Genomic DNA, 8,891 nt, shown 5'->3' on the forward strand with positions numbered 1-8,891 from the left:
GTGTCCTTCCCCCGTAAAACTGGGCCACTACACTGGCTGCGAAAGGGGGATTGGGCATGGCGAGGAAGCGACATTCAGACGAAGACGTCTTGAAGCTGCTGCGTGAGATCGAGTTGAAGCTGAGTGCCGGCGCGGATGTGGCCTCTGCGTGCCGCGGCGTCGGGATCAGCGATGCGACATACTACAACTGGCGAAAGCGCTTCGGCGGAATGGGGCGCGCGCAGTTATCGGAGCTGAAGAGCCTGGAGAAAGAGAACGCGCGGCTGAAGAAGATCGTCGCCGAGCTCGAACTGGACAAGCTCATCCTCAAGGAAAGTCTGAACTACCTAAAGCCGAGGGCCTGACCACAGAGGAGCTCCGTCAGGCCGTCATTCATACGCGCCAAAAGCTCGCGACGTCCGAGCGGCGGACGTGCCGGGTGATTGGCTTGGCGCGGAGCTCCCTGCAGTATCGGCCGACACCGAGAGATGACAATGCTTTGCGGTTGGCAGTCATCCGGTTGGCAAAGCGGTACGGCCGGTATGGCTATCGCAAGGTCACACAGCTGCTTCACGTCGAGGGCTGGCGGGTCAATCACAAGAAGGTCGAGCGGCTCTGGCGCGAGGAAGGGTTGCAGATTCCGCAGGGACACAAGAAGCGCAAGCGACTCTATCACAAAGACAGCTCGATCATTCGGCTCAGACCAACCCATCCGAACCATGTCTGGGCCATCGACTTCGTTCACGACAAACTCAGTAACGGTCGGAGCTACAAGATGCTCACGGTGCTGGATGAGTTTACGCGGCAGGCCTTGGCTGTTGTAGTGCGCACCAAAATGGGCGCAGACGATGTACTTGAAGCACTCTATCCGCTGCTCTTGAGGCACGGCACTCCGGAGTACATCAGATCAGACAACGGGCCCGAGTTCGCTGCTGAGGCAATGCAGGCCTGGCTTCGACGCGTTGGCATCAAGCCGATCCGCATCTATCCGGGATCACCCTGGGAGAACGGATACAACGAGCGGTTCAATGGGACACTACGACGGGAGGTTCTCAATGCGGAGTGGTTCACAACGACCGAGCAGGCCCAGATCGTCATCAATCACTGGCTTCGACAGTACAACCACACCCGCCCGCATCAGGCGCTCAACATGCGTCCACCAGTTCCAGAAACACTCTTAGAGAAACCCCCGATCAGTGGCCCACACAAAGGGGGCTAGACATGCCTTTCTGACGGTAGCGACCTCCGTGGCCGCCTTCTGTGGAAAGATCAAAGGGAACCGCCATGCCCCCGCTTGAGAGCATCCGACAGCTTCATTGGATTGCCTGACAATTCGGGAAAACCGCACAAATTCGACGGTTATTCTGCGGTCAAAGCTTCCGCCCTACGCAATGCCAATCATCCGAGGGATCGCGGCCCCGTGGTCAAGATGGTGCTCGGTCCGTTCAGGCAAAGGCACAAACTCCCAGCAAAACGGCTTCCCATCCGGCCCCCGCGCAGTTCAAAGATTGATCCGCAGCCTCAGGCCGAACACGGTTGGATCCTGATCGTTGAAGCCCGGGTTGATCATGTGCTGGACGTCCGCCGTCAGGGCGACATTGTCCGACAGGTCCAACCGATAGAAGGCCTCCATTGTGGTCTGGGTGTCGAGCGTTTCATCCACCGGGTCCGCAACGGTCGCGCCAAACCCAAAGAGGTCGTCATAGAGGCCCGGCCGCCATAGAAGACCGGCATTGGCCGCGCGCCGGGCGATCGGTGCCTCGCCCTCCGACCAGCCGAGGCGCCCGTAGATCATGAGTTCCTCGTTGATCGTATGGTTGGCGGACAGGATCGCCCCGTGGCTCTCCGGCACGCCTGCCTCTGTGCGTTCGTCGACGTGAAAGACGCCGAGGTGCACGTTGGTCAAAAAGCGTTTCGAGCGTTCGGGTGTCCATCCGATCTCGGCGTATTTGTAAAACTCGGGTCCGCCGGGAAACCACTCGACATCGGTCATCGAGCCGTTTGCGTCCGACAGGACACCGAGGGTATAGATCTGATCGGTCAGGAAACCGCCCCCCGCGATGCCGAAGCCGGGATCGGGGAGCGGGAGGACCGGGCTGAACAGGATCGAGAAATTGGAGAAGGTCGTGCGTGGGTTCACGTAGCCGAGAATGTCCGAATAGTCTCCCGGATCGATCCGTCCCGCCACGAAACCGGCACGCCCGCCGGCGAGCGTCTGGGACCAGTAGGCGACGGAGAGGGTTGTGTCGGTGTCACTGAAAGTCGTTGCGGTGACGCCCGTATAGCCGATCTGCCCGGCAAGCCCGCCGGGTGCGATTTCCGTGCCAAGCAGGTGGCGGTTCTCCAATGTGAAGACAAGTTGCCCAGGGTTCTCACCACCGCGGTTGAGCAGCGTCCACTGGCCGAGAATACGGGCTTGGCCCGAAGCGGCCTCGTCGATATCGGTAAGGCTCTCGGTCGCGGATTGATAATAGGCCTGGTAGTCGAAGGAGAGGTTGAGGCCGGTGCGTTCGGCAAAGCTCTGCCGTGACGCTTCCAAGGGGTCCAATGCGGCATCCAGCCCCGGCCAGCGAGAGTCCTGCAACCGTCGGATCCGGTCCTGCTCCAGTTGGGCCTGCGTGGAGGCAGGGCCACCTAGCGAGACTGCTGCGGCGGCCTCCAGGGCGGAGGGTGGCCGGCTTTCCTGCGCGATGGCTCCAGTTGAGACCCAGAAGCCAGCAACGATGACCGTACCGAGACGCCCTGCCTGTCCCATATGAGTCCTCTCGTCTTGCGTTTGGTTTTTCTTCGGCCTGCTCATGCAAGCATCGCCAGAACCACATCCCGACCCGACCAGAGAACGAAGGCCGACAACGTGGCTGTGATGATGGCAGGCACGCCGTCTTTCCATGTGTCCCAGATCAGGTGGCAGCCGATTGCGCCAAGCGACGTGCCCAGAAGCGCCGCGGCCCCGAGCGGCCCGAGCAAGCTGCTCCGGAACCAGATCGCCACCGCCCCGAACAGCTCGACACCACCGACAAGCGCCATGATCTGACGGTTCAGCCCGTATTTGACGAACATCGCCAGTTGCGTCTCGAAGATGAGTTTCTGCCAGCCAAGGATCTTGATCGAACTGGCGAACAAGAAGAACGCGGACAGCAGGCCGACAGCGATCAAAAGAATGGAAATGGTTGCTCCTCCAGTGTCAGAGAGCGTGGTGGCAGCTTTGCCGCTCCATCGGGTCTCACTGCGCGGTCACTCCGGATTTCGCGCCGGTTTGAAAACCATCCGCGAGGCTTTTTGCCCAATCATTGGTTGCTGGAGCTTCCGCTTTGTCCGACTGGCCGAATGTCTGCACCTCGTGGACATCCATCGAGAAGGTGGCGTTCATGGAAATAAACCCATCCACGACCATCATCTGCCGGTCCGACGGATCGATGTTGATCCGACCGGTCAACACGATCGGTTCGTGGATTCTGGCCGGTGCCCATCCGTCAGACAGGCGCAGGCGGACCATCTGGTTCGGCGGCGGCGGTGGGACGTGGCTGCACATGCCGCGCTCCGGCACGAGATAGGCCATCGCGGATCCATCTTCATCCGGTGGCGCCGGGATCGCGAAACCACCGAGCGTAATCGTTTCGCCATCAAGGGCCACGTTTCCAGCGGCGCTGGCCAGTTCTCTCCGCTCCGCAACTATCCCACGTTGAGAGATCAGCCAGTCCGCATCAATCCCTTGCGCGGAAAGCTCCGCCTTGACCTTTTCAAGCTGCGTTCCGGTCTCCGGCGAAGGCTTGCCGCCGTCCAACTCTGCCTGGAGTGTCACAACCCGACGCAGATCATCGACCTGTTCGTAGTCGAGGTCGAGGAATGGATCCTCATAGGATTGAACACTTTGGTCGATCAGGTCCGGCCAATCGATGGGAGTTGGTTCTGCGTGGAGCGGGCCTACCCCCAGAACGACTACGATTGTCGAAAGTATGTGACGCATGGGTGTCCCCTCAAACCGTTGTGTTTAGAAAATCTCGCCGTCCGCCCGATGCATTTCATTTACTTGAGATCGTCCTGCGCCTTGATCTCCGGAACCCGCGCGAGCGCTTCGGCCATGTCTGCGCTGCTCATCAACTCGATCATCTGGTAGTCCTCCAGCAGCCCGTCACCGAGGCGGCTGACATAGAAGGCCTGGATGAATGTGGGGTCGTCCGGAAGGGCGACGGTGATGTAGTCCTTCCCATTTACAAGCCCCCAGTAGTAGCTCAGAAGCTCGCCGCCGAGCGCCTCGATCCCGCCTTTCACCGAGGCCGCGCGATCCCCGGGATTGGCGATCTGCATCTCCCAGGCGGCGCTGTTGGACGTGCCGATGAACAGGAAGGTGCGCATGTTTGCAGCATCTTCGGCGATGGCCATCGAGCCGCAGAGGGTCATGAGAGAACCAAGGGCGAGATGTTTCAAAGTCTTTCCTTTCCCGGTTGATTGCGTCGGGCAAAAAAACGCGGGGCGGACGAGGGAGACCGCCCCGCGCTCTCCTCAGTCCAGCGTGTTCTTGTAGATCACGCCGTCCTTCATGATGACCTTCAGGTTGGGATCAGGATCGGCCAGAAGAAGGATGTCTTCGAGCGGGTTGCCATCGACCAGCAGGAGATCCGCGTAAGCGCCTTTCTCGACCACGCCGAGCGGGCCGTCTTGATACGGATTGTTCAAGCCCGTAAGCCGGTTCATGCGGGCGCCGTTCGATGTGGCCATGCGCAGAATGTCGAAGGGTTTGAACTTGGCCTCGTGCAGGTATTTGAACTCGTCGTTCATCTTCTTGTCCTGCTCAAGCGTCTGGTCCCAGTTGTTGATGAGATCGGTGCCCAGAGTGTAGAGGTCGATCATGCCCGGTGTCGTCTGGATCACCTCGATCATGTTGGCGGCGGCGTCACGGACGCTCTTCCATTTGGCGAACGAGGCTGGCGTGTAAAAGGCTTCCGCCTGTTCGGTCGTCACCGAGTAGACCGGGGCTACCGCCGTCGCGAACATGATCTGCTTTTCGACCATGATCTCGGCGGCCTCCTTGGTCAGGAACGGGATGTGCTCAACGGTCTTTGCACCGTTGTCGATACAGTTGCGGATCGCCTGCTCGGTGAACACGTGGCAGGTGACGTAGGTGCCCCATTGCTCAGCGGTCTTGACCGCCATCTGGATCTCGTCCGCCTGGTACTGAAGCGAATGCAGCGGGTCGAACTCGGACGTGACCCCGCCGCTGACCATGACCTTGATCTGGGTTGCCCCGCGGCGCAGGTTCTCGCGCACGGCCATGCGGATCTGCTCCGGACCATCCGCGATGAAGCTCATGTCTGTGTCGACCCAATGCGATGGGCCTTGCCCCGACAGGGTTGGATGCCGGTCGTTCAGTTTGCGGAAATCGGCATGGCCCGATGTCTGCGTGATGAAGGCCTCGGAAGAATAGATCCTCGGGCCGGGGAACATACCGGTATCGATGATCCGCGCGATGGACTTTGCCGGTCCGCCGAGGTCACGAACCGTCGTGAACCCGTTCATCAGGATGCGCTCGGACCGGATCGTTGCAACGCCACCAAGATGGAAGGGCGTGATGTTTTGGCGCAACCCGTCACTGAGCGGGTTGAACACCAGCAAATGCACGTGCTGGTCATGCATCCCCGGCATGAGCGTGCGCCCGCCGCCGTCAATCATGGTTGCGTTGGGCGCGTCGATCCCGTCCGTCGAGATCTCCTTGATCAGGTTGCCCTCGACGAGGACACTGGCGTTCTCGATCCGCGCTTCATTCACACCGTCAAAGACATGGACGTTGGTGAAAAGGGTCTGCGGCAGCGCTTCATCCTGCGCAGAGGCCATGCTGGCAGCGAGCGCCACCACGCCCGTCAGTAATGTGGACTTGATAAGATGCTTCATAAGTTTGCCCTTCCGCAATGTTGACGGCGGGGCCAGTGCCCCGCCGAAAGTTCAGTCCAGCGTGTTCTTGTAGAACTTGCCGTCCTTCATGATGACGCGAATGCTCGGCACGTCCTGCCCGCGTGGCTCGGCATCGAACCATGTATCGACAGCGCCGATGGCAGTGATGTCTTCGAGCGGGTTTCCGTCAACGATGAGGATATCGGCATAGGCACCTTCCTCGATCACGCCGAGCTTGCCTTCGGGATAGGGGTTTCCGCGTCCCGTCAGCGCCGCCAGCTCTCCGCCATTCGAGGTCATCATCTGCAAGGCCCAGAGATTGCCGAACTCACGCGCCATGAACGCCTTGGTGAAGTCCATCGACTGCCGGTACGGCACACCGGTCAGCAGAACGTAGTCGGAATCGAACACCATCTTCGGCTTGTACTTCCGCACCAGATCAAACAACTGCTCGCTGTTTTTCCGCAACCAGAGGAACTTTGCCGTCGGCGGGAAGGTCGGGTCCTGGTGCATCGGATGCTCCAGCGCCTCGGGCGCCAACGCGGTCAGGTTGGGCGAGAAGAACGCTTCCTTCTCTACCAGCTTCTGCATCGTCGGCTCCGTTATGGTCAGGCCGTGATCCACCACCTTGACCCCGAGATCGAGCGCGCGCGACAGGTCGCTATCCATGAAGACATGCATGGCGACATAGGAATCCATGTCCCCGGCCACCTCGACGGCAGCGGCGATTTCTTCGTCTGTAAAGGCGGACTGGTAGATCGGGTCCTTGATGGAGGTCACACCGCCGCTGACCATGATCTTGAGGTAGTTGGCCCCAAGCGCAAAGTTCCGCCGCGCGCCCTGAAGCACTTCTGCAGGACCGTCAACAAGCCGCGTGATCTCCAGCCGTTCAAGATTGCTTTCGTTCTTGCGTTGCCCGGCGATCCCCCAGTCGCCATGACCACCTGTCTGGCTGAGGCAGGCGCCGGACGAATATATCCGCGGGCCGGGAAGCGAGCCCTCGTCGATTACCGCACGAAGTCCACCATGTGCACCGCACATGTCACGCACGGTCGTGAAGCCCATCGCCAGCATTTCCTGCGCAAAGGCCGCAGAACGTGCGCCGATCTCCTCCCATGTCGTGTCCTGAAGCCCCGGGATCGTGCCATCCTTGTACATATTCACATGCACATGGCTGTCGATCAGGCCGGGCATCAAGGTGCGTCCGCCGCCGTCGATCACGTTGACCTCGACCTCTTTGGTCTCGATGCCGCGTTCGGTCTGGATCGTGAAAGAATAGCCGTCGATACCGCCAACAGGGTCGGGCAGGCGCTTGCTTCCGCCTGTCTGTACCTGGACCTCCCATGTCCCGGATTCGGGAATGTCCTCAGCAATCTTGTGAATCTTGTTCTTGACGACGAGAACGTCGGCATCTTTCAAGCCGTCATTCACCCCGTCGAAGACCATCACATTCTTGAACAGCGTGACCTCTGATGGAATGTTGGGGATATCCTGCGCAATGGCAGGCGTCGTGAGCGCAATTGCCATTGACATGGCCGGCAGCAACGCCTTCAGGTTGAGTGTTGTCATTCGGTGTCCTAGCAACAGTGGTTGGAGTCGTGGTTCTTTTCGACCCATCCTCCCACTATGCACATGTTCCCCGGGATTCTTTTGACCCGCTGATCCCGCGGCTCATTTTTCTGACCCGATCCGGTCAATTTCGGTCAATTTCCGCTTGGCCGTCAGGTGCTGCGCCTCATAGCGTGGGGGAAAGCGAAAGGTCGATGCGCATGCCCCAGGGGGAACAGAAAGACGGTTTGTCCCTCGTGCGCGCCACGGTCCTCGGCCCCTTCGTAGCGATGATGCGGCGGCTCGATGCGGATCCGGCCTTTGCGCTCGGGCTGCATGGATTGAGCGAGGAACAGGTCCTGAACCCGGCTTCCTTCATCCCGCATGACACGGTCTATGCGGCGCTGGCTTCCATCGCTGATATCACCCGGCCGGATATCTGCGCCCTGACCGGGCAGCAAACAGACCTGTTGAACTTCCTGCCGCGTGGGGCGCTGCTCGGCCAGTCGGTGACCCTTGGCGATTTCTTCACCCGGTTCACCCGGATCGTCTCGAAGGAAAGCAACGCGGTGTCCTTCCGGCTGCTGATCGAGGAGGAGCACGCCTACTTCACCACCAGTCGCAACTTCGAACCCGAGGTGTCGCCGGCGCATTCGGACGCCTTTCTGGTCGGGATCTGGATGTCCCTGCTGCACCGCGTTCTCGATTTCAGGTGGGATCCGACCCAGGTTGTTCTGCGCCTGTGCGACCCGGCCCTGCTGCCGGCACAGTTTCATGGCGTGCGGGGCATCAAGTGCAACAACAGGGGATTCTCGATCCGCTTTCCGGCGGCCTGGCTGTCGCTTCCAATCAACCCCGAACTCCTCGTGAACCACGACAATGATATCGAAGAACCGGTTCAGGTCGATGTGCCCCTAGACTACCTCGAAGGCTTCGAAATTCTCGTGCGATCAAGGCTGTCCGATCCTGCGCTGACGGTGAGCGAGGCCGCCCGGATGTGCAGTGTTTCGACCAAAGTCTTGAACAAAAGACTGTCGTTCTACGAAACCTCGGCGTCCAAGGTAATCAACAGACTCCGGATGGAACGAGCATCGGAGTTGCTCACCGGGTCTGATCTCTCGATCAAGGAAATTGCCCAATTGGTCGGATTGTCCGAGACCTCGGCACTCACCCGGGCGTTCACACGGAATTTCGGCATGTCCCCGAGAGACTGGCGCAAGAAGGAGGCACAAGAGGCCCAAATTGCCGGTGCGCCTACAGATTAGCCTGACCCCGCTGCGACTTTTCAACTACCGAAAACTCTTGGGACGGCACTGTCAAAGAAAACCGGCTTGAGGCGGGTAGGTCGGTTTTGTAGCGTCGCGACATGACCAGAAGATCGCCGTTTCGCTTCTTTAAAACCAGTCAGGAAATCATCCGCTTGGCTGTAATGCTGTATGTCCGTTTCCCACTTTCGCTTCGCAATGTGGAGGATC

Annotated in this window: 7 protein-coding genes and 2 pseudogenes; 3 read left to right on the top strand and 6 right to left on the bottom strand. The window is 59.7% G+C overall.

Annotated elements, in window-relative coordinates; all coding sequences use genetic code 11:
* Positions 1–56: 56 nt before the first annotated feature.
* Positions 57–1,198: pseudogene (locus tag GSH16_RS11405) on the top strand (IS3 family transposase).
* A gap of 282 nt (positions 1,199–1,480) precedes the next feature.
* On the opposite strand, the gene GSH16_RS11410 reads toward GSH16_RS11405, so the two are convergent.
* From GSH16_RS11410 to GSH16_RS11435, 6 genes are all read right to left on the bottom strand, one after another.
* A complete protein-coding gene (locus GSH16_RS11410; protein WP_160855230.1) occupies positions 1,481–2,779 on the bottom strand; it encodes a carbohydrate porin in 1,299 nt (432 codons plus the stop codon).
* The gene (locus GSH16_RS11415) at positions 2,776–3,135 is read right to left on the bottom strand and encodes a DoxX family protein (protein WP_205524096.1); all 360 of its coding nucleotides are present in this window, start codon (positions 3,133–3,135) and stop codon (positions 2,776–2,778) included. The genes GSH16_RS11410 and GSH16_RS11415 overlap by 4 nt, the downstream gene beginning before the upstream one ends.
* A 67-nt stretch (positions 3,136–3,202) precedes the next feature.
* Entirely contained in the window at positions 3,203–3,946 is a 744-nt protein-coding gene (locus tag GSH16_RS11420) for a DUF3299 domain-containing protein (protein ID WP_160855232.1), read from the bottom strand.
* A 59-nt stretch (positions 3,947–4,005) separates the two neighbouring features.
* Positions 4,006–4,407 (bottom strand): hypothetical protein, encoded by a 402-nt coding sequence (locus GSH16_RS11425; RefSeq protein ID WP_160855234.1) that lies wholly within the window; start codon positions 4,405–4,407, stop codon positions 4,006–4,008.
* Between the two features lie 75 nt (positions 4,408–4,482).
* On the bottom strand, positions 4,483–5,868 hold the full coding sequence (locus GSH16_RS11430; protein ID WP_160855236.1) for a metal-dependent hydrolase family protein: 1,386 nt from the start codon (positions 5,866–5,868) through the stop codon (positions 4,483–4,485).
* A 51-nt stretch (positions 5,869–5,919) separates the two neighbouring features.
* Positions 5,920–7,437: a metal-dependent hydrolase family protein gene (locus GSH16_RS11435; protein ID WP_160855238.1), complete on the bottom strand. Its 1,518-nt coding sequence runs from the start codon at positions 7,435–7,437 to the stop codon at positions 5,920–5,922.
* 200 nt (positions 7,438–7,637) lie between these two features.
* Here GSH16_RS11435 and GSH16_RS11440 point away from each other — a divergent pair, with 200 nt between their 5' ends.
* Positions 7,638–8,681 carry a helix-turn-helix domain-containing protein gene (locus tag GSH16_RS11440; protein WP_160855240.1) on the top strand — a complete coding sequence of 348 codons (1,044 nt, stop codon included), beginning with the start codon at positions 7,638–7,640 and terminating at the stop codon, positions 8,679–8,681.
* A gap of 101 nt (positions 8,682–8,782) precedes the next feature.
* Positions 8,783–8,891, top strand: a pseudogene (locus GSH16_RS15925) (IS6 family transposase); the annotation flags it as partial.

The organism is Oceanomicrobium pacificus, from assembly GCF_009833495.1.
Lineage (GTDB): Bacteria > Pseudomonadota > Alphaproteobacteria > Rhodobacterales > Rhodobacteraceae > Oceanomicrobium > Oceanomicrobium pacificus.